Here is a 21,749-nt window from a genome sequence, read left to right as displayed (position 1 = left end):
TGGAATTCAAATGCGTTTGCTCTTGGCTATATTCTTACCCTTTACTGTATTTTTTACAATTAGACGCCCATTAGCAGGTATCATATGCTTGATACTGCAAATAACACTTATTGGATGGATACCCGCTGCGTTATGGGCTGTATACTCCCTTTCTCAATATAATACTGATAAAAAAATACGTGAGTTTAAAAAATAGCGTAATCTATTATCGGCTCACATTGATCTCTCGGAGCGGAATGGTATTTTAATGGACAATCTCTTAGGAGACTATAGTGAAAAGGATTTTCATGACACAAACGCTACGATTATTATTCATACTGGTGAGCACTATTGTAAGTACAGTCACACTTGCTTGTACAGGACTACAACTAAAGGCAAAAGACGGCTCTGTTGTTAATGGGCGTACTGTTGAATTCGCCTCACCAATACCATTGAATGGGTTAATTATTCCTAGAAATTATGCATTCAGCGGCACATTACCTGATGGTACAAAAGGATTAGCTTATAAGGCTCAATATGCTGTTGTTGGTGCAAATGCTTTTGGTGAAGCCGCGATTGTAGACGGTATAAATGAAAAGGGTTTGGTATCTGCCGCATTTTATTTCCCAGGTTATGCCACTTATACAGAAGTGACCCCTCAAAATAAAAATATAGCTTTGTCACCTACAGAGTTTCCCAACTGGATTTTGACTCAATTTGCAACCGTTGATGAAGTTAAACAAAATATTAATTCGGCTATTATTGTGCCTACTTCTCCTGCTGGATGGGGTATCACTCCTCCTTTTCATTATGTGGTTTATGATAAAACGGGTAAAAGCATTGTGATTGAACCAATCAATGGCAAACTGGTTGTCAATGACAATCCAATTGGTGTGATTACCAATTCACCAACATTTGACTGGCATTTAACAAACTTATCCAACTATCTCAATCTCTCTCCAATGAATGCACCCAGCAAAATTATTGATGGATACAAGCTAAATTCATTTGGTCAAGGTTCAGGCCTACATGGATTACCTGGTGATTTTTCTCCTCCATCACGCTTCGTAAGAGCAGCTATATTTTCATCGGCAGCCACACCAGTCAGTACCGCAACCCCAACCATATATGAAGCCTTTCATTTGCTCAATCAATTTGACATACCACCCGGTGCGGTAGGCTCTAAAACCAATGGCAAAGCTACCGTTGATAGAACACTTGCAACAACAGTAAAAGATCCGCAAGGTCTTAATTACTATTTCAAAACCTATGATGATCAAAATATCAAAATGATATCCCTTAGTGCTTTTGATTTAAATAGTAAAGAACTTAAATCTATCCCAATGACAGGCATGCAACCCGTCAAAGACATTTCTGCCAATGCACAAAATGGCTTATTAACACTTGATGCAAACCATAGATAGCCCCTATGCTTTCGTAAAAAGCAGTTGGCAACTACAGCTAAATTTCAGTTTGCTTTCCTGAAACAATTTAGAAGTCACCATGAGATTATCTGAAGTAAAAATTGAGCTGAATCAGCTCAATTTTTACTTCAGATAAAAGATAAGCAGAACTTAGCAATTCTCTCTAACAAGCTTTAAAACTTTCACTGGGTGTTTGATACGAAAATCATCTGCATGCAATTTATAAGTATCCCGATTCCAATCAGCATCAAGAAGATAAATATGCCAGTTTTCATTTTTGGGAAGTTCACCTGATACCAATTGCTTTTTTAACGCACGACAGGCTTGCTTAACGGTACATAATGCTTCTCCACCACCATAACTACCATCTTTCTCCAGGAATGATTTGGGAATCATTGGCGGAACATTTACAGCAGCAATTGGGCCTAATTTTGTAATAGTCATATGTTTTGAAAAAGCTTCATCATATGCTCCGAGGGTATAAACATGCTTACAATTACCAGCGATACTATTAAAAGAAACTATTAAATTTAAAATAAAGAGAAAAAAATTAAATTTTTCCATTTGGACCTGCTTTAACTTGTTTTGAATTGAATAATATTTGATTGTTTATGCAAGAGCAACCTCAGTAAAAATGCCTATCATAATAAAAAATCCGCATCAAGTTATTACTGTTGCCATTCTAGGGGGTCATTTTGGAATTGAATACTACTTAGTGGTAAATCATTTTCTTCAGGTAGGTAGAAACATCCCTGTTTTTTAGATGCTGATATTATTTAGTCGGGTTAGCTCCAACGATATAACCATTATCTGCGACAGTAATTGCAATTGCCCCCTGCTCTCCATTATAAACTGGACGTCCAGTTCCCTTTCCCTGGTATCTTCGAATCTCATTTTTCCTTAGTGTATTAAAGAGTGTTTGAGGTATTTTTGACACCATAATTCCCTGTCCTTTTTTAAAGTCATCTGCATGCTTCAGAACATGTTTATATCCAGATTTTCCAGCGCTATCTCCTCGCTCGAGGAAAATTATTTTTTCGTTTATTTTTTCAATCATCAAAACGTTATTTGGATTATATTTTATTCGCTTTTTTTCCTTTCCTGCATTGAGGTTAAAGTTGTCAATTTCTTTCATCAGGTTTTGCTTGGCTTGAATATTTTCAGTCATTTTTTCTGCATTTTTAGCTAATTCTGCTTTGTCTATTTTCATTTCATTTCCTCATTGTTTTGATTATCTTTAACGAGGAAAAGTCTATATTGTTTGATGTAAATTGATAATTACCCTAAAATCGAATTAATAATTCATTGTATTGAACAATCAGGTTTGGCATCTCATGAGTTTCTTAAATGAAATGGAAGTTTTTTATTATGTGGCTACTGAAAACAGTTTTTCTAAAGCAGCCAAAAAACTAAATCTTTCAAAAAGCTATGTCAGCATGCAGATTACTAATCTTGAACAAACACTGGGCGCAAAATTATTACACAGGACAACAAGGCGACTTAACCTCACTGAGGCAGGATCAGAATTTTATCTGTCCTGCGCCAAGATAATACGTGAAAAAAATATTGCCAGATCGGTTGTTGAAAGTATGAAACAAGCACCTGTCGGGCGTTTATCGATTACCGCTTCCCCTTCAATGTGTACCCGATGTTTAGCCCCTGTATTACCTCTTTTCATGGAAAAATACCCTGAGGTATCTATCGAATTGGAGGCAACACCACGTATTGTGGATTTAATACAGGAGAATATTGATATTGCAATTAGAATTACAGCAGACCCGGATGAAAGATTAATTGCAAGAAAAATTGGTGAATTTAAATTTATTGTCTGCGCCTCGCCAAAATACTTGAGTACTTACGGGATTCCAGCAACACCAGAAGAGTTAATCGATAAAAATTGCCTATTTTATTCAGCCGATCCAGGTCATCTGACCTGGAGCCTTAGCTTGAATGGATTAGAAAAGAAATTTAACGTTACCGGAAATTTATTCTGCAATAATGACGTTGTAATTTATGAGGCATTATTGGCAGGAAAAGGAATTGCAATGTTGCCAGATTATATCGTTCGCAAAGGCATTCAGCAGGGACAGTTAACAGTGCTTTTTGAGGCATATAAAACAACAAGCATGCCAATCTATGCAGTTTACCCTGGGCTAAAGTACAGCTCCCCTAAAATTGCGGCATTTATTACTTTTCTGAAAGAGACGCTAAGTACTCCTTATTGAGATGGCAACCAATGCCAGACAGATTAAAATCCAGCGCTCCTTGATGTGGGATTGTAGCAAGCAAAGGCATGTGTAACTTTTGCTTTAGGGTAGCGATATTGTCAGCCAGGGCGAGCATATTCGGATCCAGGCAATTAGCTATCCACCCTGCGCAAGGAATGTGGTTTATCTGAAGCACCACATCAGTAAGTAACGCATGGTTTATACAGCCAAGCCGCATGCCAACCACTAAAATAACTGGTATTTGAGTAAGTTGTAAAAAATCCAACCAGGTTTCCTGCTCATTTAATGGAACTAATAAACCCCCTGCTCCTTCAATAAGCAGGTAATCAAGATTGTCGAACTCTTCCTTTTGGCAAAAGGCGGCAATTTCTTTGATTGATAACTTATAACCTGTTTCCTTTGCCGCAAGATGTGGTGAAACAGGAGAAGGAAATTGCCAACCATTAATTGAATAACGCGAATGAACATTATATTTTTGCAAATGAATTAAATCCTCATTCTGCCATTGTCCATCTCTTTCAAAACAACCGCTTGCTACCGGTTTTATAGCAAGAGCATCATTATCATGACTAATCAGAAATTCAAGTAACTGACATGTTACATAAGTTTTCCCGCAATCAGTATCAGTACCCGTAATAAAGAAACGTCTCATTCCAATACCTGCTTTAATTGGTTAATAAACTCATCCTGATGCGACAGAAAAGGCATATGGGCGGCCTTTTTAAATAGGATGTAATGGAAATCCGGATATGTTTTTTGCATCGCAGGCATTGTCAGGCGTGGTGTAATCGCATCCAGGTTACCAAACATATAGCAAGTGGGTTTGTTAAAGCCAGCCAATGATTGACGAAGATCCCAATTGGCAAGGATTTCCAATCCAGCCTGCAAACTGTCTACTTCAGGTATCGATTCATCAGGGTATATATAATCCTGATTATTGGATTGCAGCCGAATAAACTGTGAAAGAGTTTGTCTGGGATTCCCGGTTAAGTTATTAAGAAAATTGTTAAATATGATTTTATCAACCCCTGGCCAATTGTCCTCACGAATGAATCGCGGGGAGGAAGCAATATTGACCAGATGACTTACGCGCTCTGATGCCTCAAGTGCCAGTCGAGTAGCAAACAACCCGCCCATTGACCAACCAATACTGGCAAAACAATCCGGTAATTGTTGTAGCAAATTTTGCTTAAAATCCGTCCAGTTCATTAAAGAACTTGCTCCAAAACCTGGCAAATCAACCAGAAACAAAGAATAGCAGGAGTCCATCTGGTTAGCTAAAGGCAGCCATATTTTATGGTCAAAACCCCATCCATGAAATAAAACTAAAGCAGGTCCCCGTCCTCTTATTTCAATATTCAGTTTCATAAATCACGCTTAATGCTGAAAGCAGTTTATCAATATCTTCTGGTTCATGATGGCAGTTTAAAATTATTCTTAATCCGGTATTTTTTTTGCTAACAGTCGGTTCACGTATGGCTTGGCAAAAAATTCCCTGATTTCTTAATTTTTTTGTATAATCAAGCGCCTTGTGTGGACAACCTAGTTTAAGTTGCTGGATAGGAGTCGTTGAGTTTTGCCATTTTAACGGAGAATTTTCAATTGCTTTCCGAAAATAGTCAATTAATTGAAAAAGTTTCCTTCGCCTGTCGTCAGATTCTCTGATAATAGTGAGCGTTTCCAATACCCCGTAACTCATTGCAGGACTTATTGCCGTTGAATAGATATACGACCTTGCTGATTGAAGCAAGGCATCAATCCAGACTTTTTGACCAGCGACGACAGCTCCCTGGGAGGCAAAGGATTTACCAAAAGGTATAATCCTTAACGGTACTTCCTCTTGTGTTAGCTCATCACAAACCACAGCACCTAACCCCTGCTCCCCACAGATACCAAAAGCATGCGCCTCATCAACAACAAGGGCTGCCTCAAATTGTTTTGCTACCTGGCTTATTTGAGCCAGAGGCGCCATCTGGCCACTCATACTGAAAATACCCTCCGTCAAAACAACTGGATTAAGGATGTTTTTTGCTAATTTACTGGATAAACTATCAGCCTCATTGTGCATAAAACGGGTATACCGGGCATCAGCCAGTTTAATGCCGTCATATAATGAAGCATGTAGCGCTTTATCTATAAGCAAATGCCCCCCTGCACCAGCCAACAGGGAAACCACGCCCAGATTTGCCGCATATCCCGAGCTGAATAACAGTGCATCATCAACTTGCAACGCCTTTGAAAACGCTTCTTCCAATTTTTTATGAACTGGGTGATAACCACAAACAACCATGGAACCACTACTACCTGATGGGTATTTCTCAAAACCGGTCTGGTAGGCTTTACCAACTCGCTTATCCTGTTTTAATGACAGGTAATCATTAGAACTGAAATTTAATAGTTCAGCATCCCAACTGACTACGCTCCGCTGTCGATATAATCCTTGTTGTAGAAGTCGATGTGAATAATCAACAATTAATTGGTTTATCATGCTTCGGCAAAGGTGCTCAACCCTAGTTTTTCAAATAGCTGTTTATCTTTATCTTGTTGCGGATTAGCTTCCGTTAGTAATTTATCACCAATAAAAATAGAGTTAGCACCTGCAAAATAGCAAAGCGCCTGCAGCTCATCACTCATGGCTGTTCTTCCGGCGGTCAATCGAATCGCGCTGACAGGCATCAGGATTCGAGCAGTGGCAATGGTTCGCACTAATTCGATGCCTTCAACAGGTTGGGCCTTTGCCAATGGGGTGCCTTCTACCGGAATCAATCGATTAATAGGAACGCTTTCAGGAGGCGTTTCCATATTTGCCAGAGTCAGTAAAAATTCAATCCGATCCTCGCGTGTTTCACCTAGCCCCAAAATGCCACCACAGCAAACATTGATTCCTGCCTGACGAACATTTTCTATTGTCTCCAAACGATCACTAAATTGTCTCGTTGTGACAACTTTATCGTAGTAGGAAGGTGAGGTATCTATATTATGGTTATAGTAATCCAACCCAGCCTCTTTTAATGTACTGGCTTGTTCAAGACTAAGCATGCCTAGAGTCATGCAGGTTTCCAGCCCCATTGCTTTCACACCAGCAATCATTTCTTTTAACTGGGGCATCACTTTTTCGGGAGGACAGCGCCAGGCAGCTCCCATACAAAAACGTTTGGCACCATTCTCCTTCGCCTCTTTGGCCTTTGCCAGAACCTCCTCTGTCGCCATTAATTTCTCTTTCTCAACATGGGTCTTATGATGACCGCTTTGTGAGCAATATCCGCAATCTTCAGGGCAAGCACCCGTTTTGATACTTAATAATTTAGCAGGCTGCAACGTATTGGCTGGATGATTTTCCCTGTGGGTTTTATGTGCTGTATAGAGCAAATTATTAAATGGTTGTTCATAAATTTTAGTAACCTCATTTAAACTCCAGCGACTATTACTCATTTAAATCTCCTTCGGTAAGACTACCATGTAATATGCTGTACATGATAAAGTTAGCCAATCCATTGTCAACCAAAAAGTTTAATTATGGTTAACGTCAAACAATTGATAAACCAGGACCTGAAACATATTTGGCATCCTTGTTCTCAAATGAAAGATTTTGAAACTTGCCCGCCTTTGGTTGTAACGCATGCAAAAGGAAGTTATTTATACACCCATCAAGGCCCGGTTATTGATGCTATATCAAGCTGGTGGTGTAAATCATTAGGTCATGGGCATCCTGCTGTTATTTCAGCAATTAAACATCAGTTGGATAGCTTCGAGCACATAATTGCTGCCAATACGACTCATCCCTTGTTAGTAGCATTGGGAGAAAAACTTGCTGAAATTAGCAATAATCAGCATGTTTTTTTCGCAAGTGACGGTTCCAGTGCAGTTGAAATTGCCATGAAAATGGCCTTGCATGCCTCACAACTAAAAGGAAAAGAACACTGCCGAGAGTTCATTGCGCTGGAAAATAGTTATCATGGCGAAACACTGGGTACTTTAAGTGTCAGTGATCTAGGGTTGTATAAAAAACCTTATTCCGACCTGGGAGTAAAATGCCACTTTCTTCATCCACTGCCCTATGTGGAAGATGATAAAGGATCATTGTGGACTTCTGCTGACAATTACTGGCCAACTATCCTCGAGCAACTTGAACAAGTAAAGGAAAATGCTTGCGCCGTTATTGTAGAGCCTATTATTCAAGGGGCTGGAGGAATGCAATGCTACAGCGCTGATTTTTTAAAAAAATTAGCTGACTGGGCAAAGCGCAATGATATTTATTTTATCGCTGATGAGATTATGACTGGCATAGGGAGAACAGGAAAATGGCTTGCTTGCCATCATGCGGGGGTAACTGCAGATTTAATATGCCTATCCAAAGGCTTAACTTCAGGTGCCCTGCCATTAAGCTGTGTATTGGTTAATAACTCTATCTATCAAATTTTCTATGGTGATTACGAGAAAGGCAACTCTTTTTTGCACTCTCATACTTACGCTGGCAATGCGCTGGCTTTAAGTGCAGCGCTTGCTACCCTAAAAATCATTGATGAGGAAGGAATCAATGAGCAAGCGCAAAATCTTGGCCGATTTATGCAGCAACAGCTTCAGGAAATTGCCTCGATTACAGGTAAATTAAGTCAAGTTAGATCAATAGGCGCAATGGTGGCCGCTGATTTGGTTGAATCTGGAAACAATCGGATTGGTTATCAGCTGTATCAGGAGGCTCTTAATCGAGGGGCGCTGTTAAGACCTTTAGGGAACACACTCTATTGGATGCCGCCATTGAATACTGACAAACAAACTATTGAGAAATTGACAGAAATAACCCTAAACTCTATAGAGGCTATTTACTCATAAAATATGAAAAACACAGCCAACAATGCTGCAACAGCCCAACAGATATTGAATATTATCTGGATGTTACTTACTGTTTTATTTCTGATTATTGCAATGTACTATCAATGGCAGCATTACCGTACCCAAAAACAGCAACAGATACAATTAGCTGTCGATAAAGTTAAAGTCAGAGTCGATGATTTAATTGAAGGCATATTGCATTCCGTTTACTCTCTGCCTCTGTATGGTAGAGAGTTTAAGAGCTGTCAACATGAATTGTTACCGCAACTCAAAAATATCACTTTCAATAATCCTTTTATTTCTGGAATAGTTATTGCTGATGAAAATAACACGATTATCTGTTCAACCCTGGATCAAAAAAATAGGCTCCCTTCGCTGGCTTCAAAAACCCCCGCGCTCCTTGGACCCTTCAAAATAGATAATGTTGGAGAAAACGCTTTTTTATTACAGCAAAAATTAGGACAGTACTACCTTGGAATTTATATTATCCATGAAGTAATTGAGAGTCTGCTTGAATCGGATATTCCTGCGATAAATTTCCTGGGGTTTTATAATACAGAGCAAGGAGAGTTTGTACTAAAAACAGGCACCAATCCTTTATTAGACTCCCCTTCTTATAGCTCTCCTCAGATAGCCCAGTCTCAACTGCAAAATTTGAACCATTTCGTCATTATGGCAGCAACTGATCCGGGACAATATAAGCAGGGGCTGCTATACCCTCTACTGATGATAGCTTTATTTGTCATGTTGGTTTCTTTTCTGATTTATTTTCAACTGCGCAACCTTCTAAACAAACGCTTTTCTTTAAATTATGCTTTAAATTCAGCAATAAAAAACAAGAATTTCCATCCAGCCTATCAACCAATCATGAACATTAGTGAAAATAACTATTGTGGTGCGGAAGTATTATTGCGATGGCAGACAGATAACTATGAAATAATGCCTGATGTATTTATTGATGAGGCAGAACAATCCAGGTTGATAATACCAATTACTCTGCAGATTATTAAAAAAGCTTTTCAGGAATGTCAGGATCTTCTTAAGAACCGACCTGACTTTCATTTAGCATTTAATATGTCCGCAAGTCATTTTCGCGATACTCACTTTTTTCTTGAATTTTATAAATTATGCAAGGATTATAAGATTCTCCCAAGTCAAATCATGATAGAACTAACCGAAAGAGAATTGTTAGATCAAAACGAAACGCAGCTTGTTACCAGAATGCATGATTTAAGAGAACAAGGCTATTCACTGGCAGTAGATGATTTTGGGACAGGACATGCAAGCATTACCTACTTACAGCATTTTCCTTTTAACTATCTGAAGATTGACAAAATATTTGTACATGCTATTGGAACCGGGGCTATTACTGAGAGTCTGAATAAGGCTATTATACAGATGGCCAGTTTTTTAAATCTTGAAGTAATTGCTGAAGGAATAGAAACTAAAGAGCAATTGAGTTTTTTACAGCAATATCAGGTAAAATTTATGCAAGGTTGGTATTTTGGAAGAGCAGTACCCTATAAACAATTAATCAGGATAATCAATGGGGTTGGAAATGAATAAGAAATGGGCGCCTATTCTTTTAAGTTATTCTCTTTTTTTGCCGCAAGCAACCGCTGCTACAATAGCAGACACTAACTATTGGAAATGCACAGCTCATGATGCTGAGCATAAAGAATGGACTGGTCATAGCAGTTATCAGCTGACTTCAATTAATCGCGCTTATGAAGCTTGCAAGAGGCAAAGCCGGGTTCCTGAAAGCTGTCAAACCTCTAAAGAAAGCTGTGAACAGATTGTAGACGGCATGACCACCAGCCCGATGTGGCGATGTGTTGCACTAGATGAGTCTGCCGCCCCTTGGGCGAGCAATATTTACAGAAATGCCAGTGATGCGGCTGTGGCAGCCAAGGCTTACTGTCAGGCTAACAGTATCCTGCCAGAAACTTGCTATGTTTACCTGTTTACCTGCAGAAACTTAAATGTTCGGAATTTATATTAATGTATTGTGTAGGGTTAACAGGATCGATTGCTAGTGGAAAATCCACCATTGCTTCATTTTTTAAGGGGCATGGAATTACCGTAATAAGTGCTGATGAAATAGCTCGAGAACTCACTTCCCCCCAACAACCTGCTTACTATAAGATAAAAAATCACTTTGGCAATACTGTAATTACTTCCTCAGACAAGCTGAATCGTTCCGCTCTTCGCCAAATAATTTTCAATAACCCCGGTGAGCGACTATGGTTAGAACAACTTCTGCATCCGATGATAAGACAACGTATTCTTGATAAAGTGAAACAAAGCCAAACGCCCTATACAGTAGTTGAAATTCCCCTGTTAAATAACCGCCAGGACTACCCTTATCTGGCACGGGTATTATTAATTACAGCCGAACGCGAGCAGAAAATCAGACGCGTTATGGAAAGAGATAAGATACCCAGGGAGCAAGCCATAGCGATATTGGCAACCCAGTATGAGGACATAAAGCGACAACATTTTGCTGATGATATTATTACTAATAATGGTTCTCTGGCAGAGCTAATTGAAAAAATTGAAAAATTACACAAACAATATCTACGATTAGCGAGGAAAAATAATGATAGTTAATTTTGTCAACTTAAGATTATAGCCATAAATAAAGTACCCCTCTGTTAGTATAAGATTTTGATTTGAATTGTAATTTTATGATAGACTGAGATAAAAGGCCGCTAAGGAAAGCAACTTAAATATGTACCAAAATACCATTACGTTTCAGTTGGCTACTCATTATTTACCTAAGATTGCCTTAAGGCTGGAATCCCTGTGCCAGACAATTAAGCAAGCCTGTGAGGAAAGTCATCCGGTTATTCACTACTCTGCTTTAAAAAATACTATTGAAATTATTAAGTTAATTGAAAAACCAGAATTAAAAAGTCGTTTTCTTAAAGAATTAATGCGCATAGAACATGCACTAACCAAGAGTAATACAAAAATTTCGGCGAAGTTATATGAAGAACTGCATGCACAAATTCAAACTTTAACCCAAACAGTAGGTCGTTTTGGTGGAGCGATTCATCATTCCTCTTTTTTGCAATCCGTAAGATTGTCTTCAGCTCCACAACATGCCGAATGTGAGATGTATTCACCACAACTTCTGCTATGGCTGGAGTCAGGGACAGAGCTTCGTAAGCGTGATCTTAACAATTGGCTGGATAATCTGGACACTTTATACTCTACTGTAGCTCTATATTTATCTTTATTACGTGATACAGCTCAATTTAATCAGATTGATATGCCAAATGGTTTTTATCAGCGTTCTTTACCGCCCAAAAACATCTGTCATCTTATCTTACTCAGAATTGATAAGTCGTTTGGAGTAGCACCACGAATGCAGTTAGGGCATTATGGTCTCAGTCTTCGACTATGCGAAATCAGTACAATGCGTGAGGTACGTGAAACCAACGCAAAACTGGATCTGGCGATCTGCCAGTTGTAGGCTACAGCTTATCACTAGTACGCTAATGATACAGGACTAATATACTGTTCGATCATTCCTGATTTTTCGTTAGGGATTACCCTGCAGCTCATAATATATAAGATATTCCCTTCAGGACCACCCCAAACACAATCAAATGGCAAGGCTTGAGTATTAACAACTGCCTGGATTTCACCGCCTTGCGCGACACAAACCACTTGTTTCCGAGCCGGGGAAGCAAACCAGAGGCGCCCTTGATTATCCAAACACATGCCATCTGGTGTATGACGGCTTAAATCTCGCGGAGCCCCTTGCTCATCAAATTCAACTTTAAATCCTATATTATCCAGAGAAGCCCAATCCTGGCGGTTAGTCAAATTGCCATACTGATCAAGATTAAAAGAAAGGATGTTAGCAGCAAAGGTTTCTGCTACCAATAATTGCTTTTGGCGATTGATAACGATGCCATTAGGGTAACCAATATCATTTGCAGCAATTTCAGGTAAACTGCCTGATTTAATACTGATTATTGCTGATTTGATTGGAGTGACGCCTGGAGCCGGATAAAACCCGGAATTACTAATGTAAACGGTATCTTCGCTGCTCACAGTCATATCATGACAGTAACCCGGCCGAGCAATATTCTCTAAATCACAAAAAATCTTAAAGTCGTCATTGTGTAGTGCCAGTAACTTACGTTCAAACAAAGAAGTGACTAATAACGTATTATCTGAAAGCCAGGCAAGACCTGCAGGCTTTCCTGTCAGATTCCAACTTTGAATAACTGTCCCATCAAAGCGCAGGCGATAAATTGAGTGCCCCCAAATATCACAAAACCATAAGGAGGAATCATGCCAGCGCGCAGATTCAGGAAAAGAAAAGCCGCCAAGCAGTGTTTCTGATGTATAGATTTCCATTCCTCACCTAATGTCTATTAATTAATTAACTATATAGCAATAAGCCTATTTCTATTTGTATAACTTAATTTAATTAGGGCGTGTTTACAATTCATTCCCACAGCCTACGTGCCGCGACTTGTTCGCGGCATCCAGGCGATCTAAATCAACGGCAAATTTCTTCAACAGTAGACAAAGTAGCATTATTTAGCAGGAGGAGTTTGCTGTCTACTAATTAGCTCTTGTATCTCTAAACGATAAGCCTTTTGTTATTTCAGAAATACTATTTTTTCCCTTCAATTCACTTTTATAAAGACTGTACTTGATAGAGTCAGTCTTGGTTTTATTTATCCAATATATCAGCATGAAGTAAGTTAGCTTGTATACGATATGTTTTCAGCTTCAAAAGCCCTCTTTACGACCTCGCGCTCACCTAAGAATAACCTATATTGATTACCAATAATCTTACTCGCAACATAATTAAAAACGTTGTTAATGCAATTTAAGAGTGAGTCAAGGAAATTTCCAGAAGGTAAGTAGTCTCTGGCACATTTGTTCAGTTTAACTCTTTTTTCATTAAGCGAGTTATCTGAAAGTAGAATAGGAATAGTGGCAAGACGAAAACTCATTAGATTTCGTTTAATGCTATCATCTACGTCTTCACTATTCGATTTTCTGATAATAAAGTCATCAATCGTAGAAATAATTGTAGCCATCTTATCAAGTTCACAAAGAGGATTATTGTTAGCTTTGATCAATAATTGCAAGACATCTTCATAACTCAATTGACTTCCTTCCTGATTTTTTAATGATGGCCGCTTATTCTTCAAATAATTGTCGAAATTCCCTGAACCAGCTAAACATTGAGTAACTAATTGAGCCATATGATCATTGTAAGGAAATATCGCTTGTAAAAATTGAACATTCTGTTTCACTTTCTCGAGAAGTAATAGCTGTTTCATATTCTCGTTATTTTCTGCAAGCAGTAATAACCAGGGTTGAGGCATCTCAGGTGATTTGTGGTTCATCGTAAAGAGTGCTTTGGCTAATTGCTGATCCAAAGGAATAACATGTTTGTCTGCCAACTGCTTAAATTGTATGTCCGAAAGTACCTGGGTTGTTAATTTTTTGATTTCAGCACCAACGTAACGAAGATCTTGGCGAGATCGTTCTTTGCTATTACCCTCAGACATCTCCCGTATACGTTCTCTGAGTACGGATTGGTCCTCGACCCGGCCCTTTAGAGATTCTTTTTTATCTAAGTTATTATTTTCAAAATGAATTATCAATCTACATTTTTCTTCGCTAGCATTTAATACCCCAAGAATTTCTTTTGTAAATTCGATCTTATGCTTCTTTAAAATTTCTAATGCATGAATAAGAGAAGGGTTTTTGAGGAAATCATTAAAGCCAATTCCATTTTTAGCGAGTAAGTCCAGAAAGTCTAATCGTTTAATAACTTCTGCTGCATCCTCATGAACCCTGTACTTACTAGCTAATAAGTTAATTTTATTTAAGCCTTCAGGACTTAATTTAGATAAAAAATAGTAATCGAACCGTTTTAAAAGTTTATTGTCATATCGCCACATTGTTTCCAGTAGCGTTATTGCATACTTATCTTTATAACAATTAATAATATCTATTAACTCTTGATTGTTTTTTTGTAGATTAATCTGTGCTTCCTTGTGAGTCTTGATTATATTTCTCAACGAAGCTATATGCTGATCAACAAGTTTTGTTTGATTTTTGACAGTCTCAAGAATAAGTTCCAAGGAGCAGAGCGCGCATTCCTTGTAATTTGGAGGAGCTAATTGAATGGTAATTAATTCTTCTAATAATTTATTTTCTTCGGTGGTGAATTTAAATTTTTTACCCTCGGCATGCTCATTACCAGCATTAATCTCACTAACAAATTTCTCACGCTTTTTATCAATGGCGCTTATCGCCTCACTAATTTCTTTGCTGATTTTATTGCGAATAATTCCCTCTTGATTACTCAACTCTTCCGTAATTTCTTCTAGCCTCATGAGCTTGGTTTGCAGAAAGGTCAATCGTGTATCCGGTTCATTCGTATCAAGAGCCGTTAAGAATTCTTCGTTAAAATTAATTTTTATTCTCTTAATAATCCCGGTATCAATTTTATGATCTTCTGATTTCTTCGTTATTTCATGATATAGCTTATCAAAAATCGCCAATTGCTTGCTGATTTTGATTTTGCTTTCTTCAATATTATCAATAATCTTCAGTTGCTGTTCTGCCAGTCTGATTATCTTTTCAGTAATTTCCTTAAACGCCTTTAATCTGGTTTGCCAAAATTTAAGCTTTATTTCCAGGTCACCTTCCTCAGGTTTTATTGAGTGTTCCAAATCAAGGGCATATTTTATAGCCTCAACTGCTTTCTTATTTAATCCATGACTGGTTAACGCTTTAGTGATTTTTATATAGACAGCATCAAATTCTATTAACTGCTCATGAATTCCTTGTTTTTCTGTCAAAATCTGTTGCTCAAGCTCTTTTTGGACTCTGTTTTTTTTCTTTATTTCTTCACTGAATGGTTGGAGCTTATTAGTTAAACTCTCTATCTTTTCATTTAAAGACCCGAGATCGTTCTGACATTGCTTACGGGCAAGTCTGACGCTATCTATAAAAGAAATCTCTTTATTAATTTCCAGATATTGGTTTTGGTTTATCCTCTTTACTGATAATCCAATTTCGTTAATGCCTTGAGTAATATTAAATTCCCTGGCGGTTGACAAGAGTTCTAATACCCTCGCTGTTAATATTTTCTTTTCCTCAAGGCTTTTTTCGTACTGCTTGTATTCACATTTTAAAACAGCATAAAATTCATCCAGCTTATCTTTGTCCTTTTTTAAACTCTGATAAAATCTTCTAAGGTTAAATATCTCTTCAGCATAAACCCCTATTTTTTCCTCATCCTTACATTGATTTATTTTTTGCTCCACTCTGGGGAGCCTTCCCATTAGATTTTGGGTTTGCTCATTAATATTCTCTACAAGCTTAATTAAGTAAGGATCTTTTAATAAGGATGGTTCATAGGTGCTGGTTAAATCTTTCAGAATACTATCTCTAAGTTCTTCATACTCATTTTTTCGCTTTTGAATAGCTTCCAGAACAGAGAGTTGCTCATCAGTAACCCCTGACTTCTTAAGCTTATCATTGGCTTTACTAATTACTCGCGAATATTCCTTTAATAATTGGTCATATTGTTTGAATTGAATATGAATCGCTATTAATCGGTCAAATTCCTTTCTATCAGCCTCTAAAGTATTAATTTCTCCTATACTCAGTTGCTTTTCAGGTAATTTTTCAATTCTTTGCTGAAGATTAATAATGGATAGTTTGATTTGTTTGATTCTGTCGTCTTGAGGAAATAACTTAGCATTTTGGGCAGTTGCATATTTTTTTTCACAATCATCTGCTGCTTGCAGAAGCTTAGAGACCTTTTCTTGTAGCTGAACTCTAGTGATTGTCATAAATGCTGATGATCCCGTTACTCGGATACTAATAATTGATTTTTATACAGTTATTGATTTTTTTTGTATTAATATACCCGAGAAATATTAAGTGATTATTAATAACTCAACTAATATAAAAAATTTTTGAAATTTATCGTGAATAGTTAATATTCGCAAGGGTTATTTGAATAAATAGTATCTTATTTATTCTTAATAAGCTCAGTCTGCTGATTTTCTTGGCTTCATTTTGTTAGTGTTAAAAAATCGAAAAGAAAACCCCACGCATTGTCTTTTAATAAAACACTAAGGATTAATAGATTACAATTGAAAGTATAGGAGTTAACCAATTCGTTTATTGCCAGGTGCAGTATGATTAAAAAAGATATTCAAAATCGTCTGGATGAACTCAAGCGTATTATTCAAGCTTATGAAACCTACGTAGATAGCTCCATGACGACAGAATCAAATGATACAGGCGTAATTGATAAGTTTTTAAACGATATAGAAACAGCAGAAAAAAAACTACAAAGTATTGAAGATAAAAAGCTAAGCCAATTAAATAATGAGATTGCTTTCCTCACTAAATCTGTGCAGGGCAGAATATTGGATTCAATGATTTATACACTTTCTCCATTGCCTGACGTTGCTCCCCCCAAACTTAGAACCGAGCTGGAAAAATCCAAAAAACAATTTGCAAAACCAAGTCTAATCTTTTCTGAAAAGAAAATGATAGCTTTCATGATTGAGTATCGAAAGTTTCATAATGAGGAATACGGCCAGTTCCCGCCAGCAAAAATAATAGCCGAAATCCCTAAGAAACCCCACAGAAAAGCAAAAAGACGGGTTGTTGAGATTCAACCCCCTACTAACATGCGAGAACAATTAATACAGCAGATAGATGAAAAAAAAGAACAGCTTAATCAGTTAATTAAAATTCAACAACAACGGAAGGAAATGCTAAGCGAACGCTTAAAATCAGATAGCCTTATTAATCAGCAATTATTAAAAATTGAGAATATCAGCACCCTCTTAAACGAGATGATTGATTATCGAAAAATATTATCTGAAACCTACTTTAAAGAGATATCAACCACTAATAACCTGGAAAAATATAAGGAAATGATCACAATCAGGCTAGAGAATGGAAAATTATTAGCTGCACAAGATGAAAAAATTAGTCATTTTATTACAGAAATAAATAATGCAACTAATTTGATCACAGACCGAATTGCAGAGATAGAACAAATAGCACAGATAGCAACCAACAAAGCTTATGAGTCTGCGCTAGTAAAGATAAAGAAGGAATTAAGCGATAGTGAGGCAAAATACAATCAACTGAAATCATCAATTGAAGAAAGCATCGCATCATACAAGGCTGCTCCCTTTGTCAAAGAACAAGTAAGCGAATTATTGAATACTCATCAAGAACTCAAAAAACAATTCGATGAACTTGTGAAGGTCAGGGATGCAAAAGAAACCGAACTTACATCAGCTAGCTCCTATCTTGCAATTCCTTTAGAAAAAGATAGAGACAGTGAGCGAATAAAAAATAACAATCAAGCAAACACTGCTCTAGGGAATTTGAAGGAAGAGATAGCCGATAATGTCTTGGAGCTTAACAAAGCCATTGAAATTGCAGAAAAAAAAAGAAAGGAGAGAGCCGAAGCAGTAGCTTTTTTATTGCGCTCTGAATTAAAGGACGTTGCCGATGACGTAAAAAAAGTCAAGAATAGCTCTGTTTATAATGATATTGATTTAATAAAGAATTTTAATTTAAAGCCTGAGTTACTTAGCAGTGTAAATGAAATAATTAGACTATTTGAATCAAAAGATCCTCAGCGTACGCTCGCATTAATTGAACAAGAAAAGAAAATTGGTCTTAAAAGTATACAACAAGCTATCGAACCTCTAAAAGAAGCTATTAAAGATAGAAATAATGAACTTTGGGATAAAAAAGAAAAATTAATCCAAAGAGTGGAGGCGCTAGAAAAAAACACTGATTTATCGAGTGTAACGCAGTTTTCTGTAAATGATATACAAACTGGTTTAAAAAAATTACCCCTTCACCCTTCCTATTCAAGCGAAATCATAGATCTGGAGAGTCATGAAAGATTAATTTCTCTGGAAAAGCAAGTAATAGAGCGAGAAGAACTTGCTAACAAATATCTCGCTGAGATAAAAAAACGAAAAAACAGTAAGGAAGCTCTGGCAATTCAATCGATGATAAATACTCTTGATACAGAAATTACAAGAATAAAATCTCATGGGTCTCAAGATACAAGGGTTAACCTTCTTACAACCATTCAATCAGGTTTGGAACATAATTTATCGGCTTACTTATCTCTAAACAAAGAGTTGAATAAGGACGCGACAAATGAACTAATTAAGGGATCGTTAAATACCTTGCAAAACAACCTCACCTCAGAGAAACTCCAGCAGTTATCCAATGAGGTGATTAACCCCTTTAAAAAATTTATCCGTAGTATACTGGAACCACTTCATTCACTAATCAAAGATTTCAGAGGGGAAGTTTATCGTCCTCACTTTTTTGCTAACCGTACAGAAAACCAAATAGGAAAAGCTGCGGAAAGCTTACGCTCCCAATTGACGCAGATTCAGGGAGAAATTGTAAAAATAGAACCCCGAGCACCCGATGAACCAAAGTCAGCGACTTTGGGCAGTTAGGTGTTTTAATAACGGTGGCCTCTCTTTTTATAGCTGATTTAAAGCTGGTATATACCCCACTTACTCGAGTTAGACGAAAAATGGGGGAAATAGCATGATTTCGATGGAATAATATTCACCCTCATCGATTTTACCCAAGATAAACAGTGAAGAAGATAGAGAAATATTGAATGCATCGGAACAAGCCTTTACCGTTTCTTCAAATAACTCTCGCTGGTCATTAAACCACATATAGTCAGCAGTAAACAGGCACCGGCAATGGCGAAAAGCCCCATATAATAAGCCAGAGGCAAAAGAGTTATCATTATCGATGCCAGTAACCAGGCAAACCCTATAATGCCATTTTGAATACCTAATGCCAGTCCTGGATTATCCTTATTTTCCTCAAAGACTTTAACCATGATTAATGGGATAATAAAACTGAGGCTAATTACGATTGCAAAATTGATGAATAAGAAAAAATGCAATTGCATGTCTGTAACCGATAATAACATTAGAAAGAATCCCCCCAAGAGCAAGGCACTATATATAATAGTTCGATAACTAAAGGTGCGATTTATAAGCGGGTGAAAAAAGACAAGGCTTAGCATATAACTTAAAACCAATATCGAAAAAGTCAATCCTACAGCCATAGGGCTAAATGACCAATGGACAATCAATAGTGGAGGCAGGGAAATAATATAGATATAGAAACTTAATTGAATCAGAAAATATATAAAATATAAAAAAAATGGATAAGACCTCACTCGATTTTTATTAGCTCCAACTTTGTCTGGAAAAGATATCATTGGAGCGGTTGAACTGTTAACAATAAAAATCATATTGATTAAACTAATGACTAACAGTAGCGCAAAAATCAATGCATAATAAGCAAAACCCATACTTGCGAGTTGAGATGCGATTAAACCGCTGAGTAAAGGACCTGATAAAAGCCCCAATGCATTGGCCGTTTCACTTTTCCGAAAAACATTGTTCATGTCGGAATGTTTATCGGCCAATAAAGATAAGGCAATGGCTCGTCTACCAGACATTACCCCATCCAGAAATCGACCGACGACCAATAAGGAAAACATGGACAGAAGGAAACTCATAGAGCATATGTTATGAGCGATTATCGTACCCAAAATAGCAATTAATAAGGCTTTTTTTTTATTGATCTTATCTGATAAGAAGCCTAAAAGAGGGTTTCCTATAATAGCACCTAAGGGATAAATACCCACAATTAAAGCATACATGTTCATTTTATAATCCAGAGACATGAATTTAAAAAAACCTGATTCGGAAAAAATAATCGGTCCAATTAATGGATTAATAATGCTGGAACTTAAGGAAATCGAAAAAATAACGATCAGTAAACTATTCATCATCAAGATTATTCTGAATGCTTTGAATCAATTCAACTGTACTGCCTTCAAAAAGCATTAAGCAAAGTTTGATTGATTCTTTTATGTGTGCCTGATATTGTTTCAAATTAAAGGGTGATTTAATCAACGAATCCAAGCAAAAAGCAAGCCAATAAACTGATTTGATAAGTACAATATCAAGGGAATTTGATAAAGTTGACGGGTCAGCCAGCGGATAATTTTTTAAAAAACACTGGGTTCGCTGCATATCGATCTGAATAGTATTTTCTTCATTTAAGACCGTGCACCAAGCGATTAAACTGTCTAAATGATCTGCTTCTTTATTGAATAGGCCGACCGTTTCCCAGTCGACCAAATAAAATTGCATCGCCCTCCCCCACATAACATTTTTAGGTTTTAAGTCATTATGACAGAGAGTATTCGCATCAAGTCTTTCCAGACTTTCCAGAAGCGTGTTTTTTTTATCAGAAATATAGTGGGCTACTCGATGAAGATCAGGAAAAATATATCTTTTATGAGTGAACAGATGAATTAATTTCCAAAGTTTATGATGTAACACATATCTGCCAATGTTCTTAAACAGTTCAAATTTTTCAACAGCAAGTTCTCTATCATATGTAAACTCAAAATGATGAATAAGATTCAGTGTTTGTGCGGCTTTAGTGATATGTGATAAACCTAACTTCTTTGCATCAATGGTTACCGCATTGAGCCAGGGAGTTACCGTTATCAGATAGGGTTTTATTCTGACAACACAATTATTATCAATAGCCAATGCACTTATAATATCCATTTTCTCTTTTAGCTGTCTGACAATATGCTCACTGAAATTTAAATGTTTTATTAACCCGTCATGATTAATTTTAAACCTTTTGGCATATTCTTTCTCATTAATAAGTTTCAAAAAATAGGCGTTCACTCCATCAGATAATTTATAAACTTGATTGACATCGCCACCAGAAATTTTACTCACATTCTGAGAGCTTAGAGTTAACCCCAGTACCCGATTAATTTCATCGATGTGCTGAACGGAAAGCTGATTTATTAATGTAAACATTTTTTTTCATCATTTTAGCACTATTAAAAGCATAGTCGAAAAAAATTGAGGGGGTAAAGGTTATGTCGCAAATTTCTTCCAATCTAAACAAACAGGCCAGTATCATCTGACCAACATTAAAATATTAACCTGCTTAAATGCCGCCACTTGAAATTGAGCATCATTAGCCATTTCTGCTAAAAAATTCATCTTATCCTGGCGGATAATTTTTTGCATGGATGGCATTAACCTATGCAAATTGGGCGTTCATCATTTCCTATTTACAACCTATTTCGATGGGAGATTAGATTTGATCCTCAAATGATGAGTGGGAACACAGTTTGAGGAGAATTGGCTATTACTAATTTCCC

The 21,749-nt window shown here is 37.1% G+C and carries 19 protein-coding genes; 9 read left to right on the top strand and 10 right to left on the bottom strand.

Going from position 1 to position 21,749, the window contains the following annotated elements; all coding sequences use genetic code 11:
* The first annotated feature begins 10 nt into the window (after nucleotides 1–10).
* Nucleotides 11–196, top strand: a complete 186-nt coding sequence (locus E1O65_RS07670; RefSeq protein WP_133133035.1) for a YqaE/Pmp3 family membrane protein — start codon at nucleotides 11–13, stop codon at nucleotides 194–196.
* Between the two features lie 91 nt (nucleotides 197–287).
* Nucleotides 288–1,403, top strand: a complete 1,116-nt coding sequence (locus E1O65_RS07665; protein ID WP_133133014.1) for a choloylglycine hydrolase family protein — start codon at nucleotides 288–290, stop codon at nucleotides 1,401–1,403.
* 150 nt (nucleotides 1,404–1,553) lie between these two features.
* On the opposite strand, the gene E1O65_RS07660 is transcribed toward E1O65_RS07665, so the two are convergent.
* Both E1O65_RS07660 and E1O65_RS07655 read right to left on the bottom strand, forming a co-directional pair.
* Nucleotides 1,554–1,967: a DVU_2496 family lipoprotein gene (locus E1O65_RS07660; RefSeq protein ID WP_133133013.1), complete on the bottom strand. Its 414-nt coding sequence runs from the start codon at nucleotides 1,965–1,967 to the stop codon at nucleotides 1,554–1,556.
* Nucleotides 1,968–2,175: 208 nt separating this feature from the next.
* Complete coding sequence (locus E1O65_RS07655; protein ID WP_133133012.1) at nucleotides 2,176–2,613, bottom strand: hypothetical protein; 438 nt, start codon at nucleotides 2,611–2,613, stop codon at nucleotides 2,176–2,178.
* A 124-nt stretch (nucleotides 2,614–2,737) separates the two neighbouring features.
* Between E1O65_RS07655 and E1O65_RS07650 the strand changes: the two genes are divergently transcribed.
* Nucleotides 2,738–3,628, top strand: a complete 891-nt coding sequence (locus E1O65_RS07650; protein ID WP_133133011.1) for a LysR family transcriptional regulator — start codon at nucleotides 2,738–2,740, stop codon at nucleotides 3,626–3,628.
* Here E1O65_RS07650 and bioD read toward each other — a convergent pair.
* The 4 genes from bioD to bioB are packed head-to-tail and all read right to left on the bottom strand — an operon-like array spanning nucleotide 3,591 to nucleotide 7,063.
* Complete coding sequence (bioD, locus tag E1O65_RS07645) at nucleotides 3,591–4,283, bottom strand: dethiobiotin synthase (protein ID WP_133133010.1); 693 nt, start codon at nucleotides 4,281–4,283, stop codon at nucleotides 3,591–3,593. The genes E1O65_RS07650 and bioD overlap by 38 nt on opposite strands.
* A complete protein-coding gene (locus tag E1O65_RS07640) occupies nucleotides 4,280–4,999 on the bottom strand; it encodes an alpha/beta fold hydrolase (RefSeq protein ID WP_133133009.1) in 720 nt (239 codons plus the stop codon). The genes bioD and E1O65_RS07640 overlap by 4 nt, the downstream gene beginning before the upstream one ends.
* Nucleotides 4,983–6,119, bottom strand: a complete 1,137-nt coding sequence (locus E1O65_RS07635; protein ID WP_133133008.1) for an 8-amino-7-oxononanoate synthase — start codon at nucleotides 6,117–6,119, stop codon at nucleotides 4,983–4,985. The genes E1O65_RS07640 and E1O65_RS07635 overlap by 17 nt, the downstream gene beginning before the upstream one ends.
* Nucleotides 6,116–7,063 carry a biotin synthase BioB gene (gene bioB, locus E1O65_RS07630; protein ID WP_133133007.1) on the bottom strand — a complete coding sequence of 316 codons (948 nt, stop codon included), beginning with the start codon at nucleotides 7,061–7,063 and terminating at the stop codon, nucleotides 6,116–6,118. Before bioB ends, E1O65_RS07635 begins: the two co-directional genes overlap by 4 nt.
* 84 nt (nucleotides 7,064–7,147) lie before the next feature.
* Between bioB and bioA the strand changes: the two genes are divergently transcribed.
* The 5 genes from bioA (at nucleotide 7,148) to zapD (ending at nucleotide 11,942) form a co-directional block, all read left to right on the top strand.
* Nucleotides 7,148–8,464 carry an adenosylmethionine--8-amino-7-oxononanoate transaminase gene (gene bioA, locus E1O65_RS07625; RefSeq protein WP_133133006.1) on the top strand — a complete coding sequence of 439 codons (1,317 nt, stop codon included), beginning with the start codon at nucleotides 7,148–7,150 and terminating at the stop codon, nucleotides 8,462–8,464.
* Nucleotides 8,465–8,467: 3 nt separating this feature from the next.
* Nucleotides 8,468–10,030, top strand: a complete 1,563-nt coding sequence (locus E1O65_RS07620) for an EAL domain-containing protein (protein WP_133133005.1) — start codon at nucleotides 8,468–8,470, stop codon at nucleotides 10,028–10,030.
* Entirely contained in the window at nucleotides 10,023–10,466 is a 444-nt protein-coding gene (locus tag E1O65_RS07615) for a hypothetical protein (RefSeq protein ID WP_133133004.1), read from the top strand. The genes E1O65_RS07620 and E1O65_RS07615 overlap by 8 nt, the downstream gene beginning before the upstream one ends.
* Nucleotides 10,466–11,074, top strand: coding sequence for a dephospho-CoA kinase (coaE, locus tag E1O65_RS07610; protein ID WP_133133003.1), 609 nt, complete (start codon nucleotides 10,466–10,468; stop codon nucleotides 11,072–11,074). Before E1O65_RS07615 ends, coaE begins: the two co-directional genes overlap by 1 nt.
* A 121-nt stretch (nucleotides 11,075–11,195) precedes the next feature.
* On the top strand, nucleotides 11,196–11,942 hold the full coding sequence (gene zapD, locus E1O65_RS07605; protein WP_133133002.1) for a cell division protein ZapD: 747 nt from the start codon (nucleotides 11,196–11,198) through the stop codon (nucleotides 11,940–11,942).
* A 14-nt stretch (nucleotides 11,943–11,956) separates the two neighbouring features.
* Here the strand turns inward: zapD and E1O65_RS07600 are convergent, their stop codons facing one another.
* Together E1O65_RS07600 and E1O65_RS07595 are read right to left on the bottom strand one after the other, a co-directional pair.
* Complete coding sequence (locus E1O65_RS07600) at nucleotides 11,957–12,838, bottom strand: SMP-30/gluconolactonase/LRE family protein (protein WP_133133001.1); 882 nt, start codon at nucleotides 12,836–12,838, stop codon at nucleotides 11,957–11,959.
* A 353-nt stretch (nucleotides 12,839–13,191) separates the two neighbouring features.
* Nucleotides 13,192–16,311 carry a hypothetical protein gene (locus tag E1O65_RS07595; RefSeq protein WP_133133000.1) on the bottom strand — a complete coding sequence of 1,040 codons (3,120 nt, stop codon included), beginning with the start codon at nucleotides 16,309–16,311 and terminating at the stop codon, nucleotides 13,192–13,194.
* Nucleotides 16,312–16,662: 351 nt separating this feature from the next.
* Here E1O65_RS07595 and E1O65_RS07590 point away from each other — a divergent pair, with 351 nt between their 5' ends.
* Nucleotides 16,663–18,978 (top strand): hypothetical protein, encoded by a 2,316-nt coding sequence (locus E1O65_RS07590; protein ID WP_133132999.1) that lies wholly within the window; start codon nucleotides 16,663–16,665, stop codon nucleotides 18,976–18,978.
* 188 nt (nucleotides 18,979–19,166) lie between these two features.
* Here E1O65_RS07590 and E1O65_RS07585 read toward each other — a convergent pair whose 3' ends face one another.
* Entirely contained in the window at nucleotides 19,167–20,342 is a 1,176-nt protein-coding gene (locus E1O65_RS07585; RefSeq protein ID WP_242601562.1) for an MFS transporter, read from the bottom strand.
* On the bottom strand, nucleotides 20,335–21,399 hold the full coding sequence (locus E1O65_RS07580; RefSeq protein WP_133132997.1) for a phosphotransferase: 1,065 nt from the start codon (nucleotides 21,397–21,399) through the stop codon (nucleotides 20,335–20,337). The genes E1O65_RS07585 and E1O65_RS07580 overlap by 8 nt, the downstream gene beginning before the upstream one ends.
* Between the last annotated feature and the right edge of the window lie 350 nt (nucleotides 21,400–21,749).

Source organism: Legionella sp. W10-070 (assembly GCF_900640175.1).
Classification (GTDB): Bacteria; Pseudomonadota; Gammaproteobacteria; order Legionellales; family Legionellaceae; genus Tatlockia.
The sequence above is the reverse complement of the archived record's forward strand: the minus strand, read 5'-3'. Positions and strand labels throughout refer to the sequence as shown.

Coding starts and splice junctions, on each gene's coding strand:
- E1O65_RS07640 (WP_133133009.1), bottom strand. CDS start 4,999: ATGAAACTGAATATTGAAATAAGAGGACGGGGACCTGCTTTAGTTTTA.
- bioA (WP_133133006.1), top strand. CDS start 7,148: ATGGTTAACGTCAAACAATTGATAAACCAGGACCTGAAACATATTTGG.
- E1O65_RS07620 (WP_133133005.1), top strand. CDS start 8,468: ATGAAAAACACAGCCAACAATGCTGCAACAGCCCAACAGATATTGAAT.
- zapD (WP_133133002.1), top strand. CDS start 11,196: ATGTACCAAAATACCATTACGTTTCAGTTGGCTACTCATTATTTACCT.
- E1O65_RS07665 (WP_133133014.1), top strand. CDS start 288: ATGACACAAACGCTACGATTATTATTCATACTGGTGAGCACTATTGTA.
- E1O65_RS07595 (WP_133133000.1), bottom strand. CDS start 16,311: ATGACAATCACTAGAGTTCAGCTACAAGAAAAGGTCTCTAAGCTTCTG.
- E1O65_RS07580 (WP_133132997.1), bottom strand. CDS start 21,399: ATGTTTACATTAATAAATCAGCTTTCCGTTCAGCACATCGATGAAATT.
- E1O65_RS07670 (WP_133133035.1), top strand. CDS start 11: ATGCGTTTGCTCTTGGCTATATTCTTACCCTTTACTGTATTTTTTACA.
- bioB (WP_133133007.1), bottom strand. CDS start 7,063: ATGAGTAATAGTCGCTGGAGTTTAAATGAGGTTACTAAAATTTATGAA.
- E1O65_RS07600 (WP_133133001.1), bottom strand. CDS start 12,838: ATGGAAATCTATACATCAGAAACACTGCTTGGCGGCTTTTCTTTTCCT.
- E1O65_RS07615 (WP_133133004.1), top strand. CDS start 10,023: ATGAATAAGAAATGGGCGCCTATTCTTTTAAGTTATTCTCTTTTTTTG.
- E1O65_RS07585 (WP_242601562.1), bottom strand. CDS start 20,342: ATGAATAGTTTACTGATCGTTATTTTTTCGATTTCCTTAAGTTCCAGC.
- E1O65_RS07650 (WP_133133011.1), top strand. CDS start 2,738: ATGAGTTTCTTAAATGAAATGGAAGTTTTTTATTATGTGGCTACTGAA.
- bioD (WP_133133010.1), bottom strand. CDS start 4,283: ATGAGACGTTTCTTTATTACGGGTACTGATACTGATTGCGGGAAAACT.
- E1O65_RS07590 (WP_133132999.1), top strand. CDS start 16,663: ATGATTAAAAAAGATATTCAAAATCGTCTGGATGAACTCAAGCGTATT.
- coaE (WP_133133003.1), top strand. CDS start 10,466: ATGTATTGTGTAGGGTTAACAGGATCGATTGCTAGTGGAAAATCCACC.
- E1O65_RS07635 (WP_133133008.1), bottom strand. CDS start 6,119: ATGATAAACCAATTAATTGTTGATTATTCACATCGACTTCTACAACAA.
- E1O65_RS07660 (WP_133133013.1), bottom strand. CDS start 1,967: ATGGAAAAATTTAATTTTTTTCTCTTTATTTTAAATTTAATAGTTTCT.
- E1O65_RS07655 (WP_133133012.1), bottom strand. CDS start 2,613: ATGAAAATAGACAAAGCAGAATTAGCTAAAAATGCAGAAAAAATGACT.